Below are 2,369 nucleotides of genomic sequence, written 5' to 3'. Positions count from 1 at the left end.
GTAAAAAATATCTCCCAATCCATATCCAAAAGTAATTTTTCCCATTATCGAATTTGCTGCGAAAAAACTTAGAATTCCCAAAAGGATAAATGAATAATATTTATTTAATTTTTGTTTCAATGGTCGTTTTTCTTAAAAAATTGCTGAGAACGTGATGGCTAAACTACGTGAGAGGGTGCGTCACCCGACACATGGAGTTTTAGCTGATGTTATATTTTGTTTTTTTATTTATTGTTTAATACATATTAGATTGAATGTCTGAAGAATATGATATAATTATATTACATGGTATTGCTTTATATATTCCTAGTAACTCATGTTGTTTCATGTTTATTAGATTATTGTTTGAATAAAGCCTCCATGCCTTTTTATAAGCATTTAAGGTTGACTCCAAATCTTTTGATATTTTTTCTACCTGATAGGTATCTGAATAAGCTAAAACCAATATAGCTTTTAAGGGTGATTCTGATAATTTTTTGCTTTTATTATTGTTTAAGATGAAATCTATAATTCTTTGTTCTGTTATTTTTGAAGTATCATTAATAATTAAAATATTCCGTTTCTTGTAGCACCCTCCATCACCATTGTTTATTAGATAGGATAAATTACTCAATATTGGAACTTCTTGATTTTCTCTAAATAACAAACTTGACATAACATTTACACTCTGACTTTTTATGAAGTTTTTTATGCTCAAAAAGTTATTTGCAGTATCTAGAAGGAAAATATTAGAGGAATTATAATATTCAGTATTCTTAAATAGATTTTCTCTGTCGTAATTTTCTCTACAAGAAAAGAATAAAGACATTATTGAGAAATATATAAATACCCTCATAAGATTTTAACTTTTTAGAATGAGTTTATTATTCAATAAAATATAACGTAATGGCTAAACTACGACCAGCGGGTGCGTCACCCGATGGATGGAGTTTTAGCTGTTGTTACCGGTTGTTTAAATTATTTTTTAAAGACTTGACTTATTTGAATTAAGAATAAGCTCTAATTGGTTTCTAAGTTTTTTTGATAAACCTAGTTTCAATAATTCTTTAAGTTGATCTTGATCATTACAATATTTTATTAGAAATTCAATTACTACTTTGTCTTTATATTTTATATAAAATTCCACACTTTTTGAAAAGAATTCTTGATTAACTTCAGTCATATTTTTTAGTGATGAAGTAATCTTTTCTCGTTCTACTATTTTATTACCCCATTCGCTTAACTTGGAAAGCTGCGTTCCAATTAGTTCTTTTTGGACAAGAGTAACCTTTGTGGATTTATAAAGTTGAAAAGTAAATGTTTGAGACATTGTGATATCTTGTTCAAATTGTAACAGATCTAATAAGATATGGATTTCGTTATCTGAAAATGAACTTTTATTATACAGATAACTCTCAAGTAGTTCATACCTAAAATGTTCATATGAATTATCTGAATTTGATAAGAATTTTTTCTCTTGTTCAGGAAATTCATTAAGATCAATTAAACCTATTTTTACCCAATTCTGAGAAAATCCGTATTTTTCAATTCCCATAACTTCTTTAACTTATTAAATTGAGTAGAATTTAGCACTTTATGTAATTCGGAAGCTATAATAAACGGTAACGTAATGGCTAAACTACGACCAGCGGGTGCGTCACCCGGTGGATGGAGATTAGCTGTTGTTGTGTGCTGCCTTTTTTATATTTCTTCTTCAATAAGTTCTTCGATTCTTAACTCTTGAGTTGATAAGTCAAAAAAATGATAAAATGTATATGACCAATCCGTTTCGGGTTTGTTAATTGCTCCGAAAAATTCAAGTACGTTTTCATCAATTTTATTGAACCAATATCCGTGCAAATTCGCAATATCAAGGAATTCTTTTCCTGCATAATCTGCAAAGGATTCTTTAACGAACATAGTGTCCAAGATTACTTGGTTTCCGTATAATATTCTTAAATGTTTTTTGCTATCTCTATACTTATCAATATACTTTATCCCTTCGCTTTCATATTCATTTGTTACGTATGAGTCAAGAGCTGTACTTTGAATCGATATTTTAAGATTTTGAGCGGATATAATTGTGTCAAATTTTACGATTTCATTTTCTTCAGGGAAGAATCGTTCAATAACGTTATTATCCGTTAAATTTTGACGTTCAGAAATTGTCAAAGTTTCGATTTGCTTTTTTGAAGTCGTAACACTTTCATGTTTATTTTTAACTGTCACTTTTTCTCTTTTCTGCTCACTGCATCCGAAAAAAATGATTGACATTATTAATATAAGAAATTGACTTTTCATTATTTCTTTTGGTTGCACACAACGGTTTGTGTAAAATGCGTTTTAATGCATTTTTACACCTTGTTGTAGAGCGTTTTTTCTATTTTCTA

General features: G+C 28.7%; 3 protein-coding genes. All 3 read right to left on the bottom strand.

The features are described from left to right. Nucleotides 1-235: 235 nt before the first annotated feature. Entirely contained in the window at nucleotides 236-835 is a 600-nt protein-coding gene (locus tag HGP29_RS27985; RefSeq protein ID WP_168885778.1) for a hypothetical protein, read from the bottom strand. A 129-nt stretch (nucleotides 836-964) separates the two neighbouring features. After that, complete coding sequence (locus HGP29_RS27980; RefSeq protein WP_168885777.1) at nucleotides 965-1,534, bottom strand: hypothetical protein; 570 nt, start codon at nucleotides 1,532-1,534, stop codon at nucleotides 965-967. A gap of 146 nt (nucleotides 1,535-1,680) precedes the next feature. Then, a complete protein-coding gene (locus tag HGP29_RS27975; RefSeq protein ID WP_168885776.1) occupies nucleotides 1,681-2,280 on the bottom strand; it encodes a DUF4738 domain-containing protein in 600 nt (199 codons plus the stop codon). Nucleotides 2,281-2,369: the final 89 nt, after the last annotated feature.

The organism is Flammeovirga agarivorans (assembly GCF_012641475.1).
Classification (GTDB): domain Bacteria; phylum Bacteroidota; class Bacteroidia; order Cytophagales; family Flammeovirgaceae; genus Flammeovirga; species Flammeovirga agarivorans.
The sequence above is the reverse complement of the archived record's forward strand: the minus strand, read 5'-3'. Positions and strand labels throughout refer to the sequence as shown.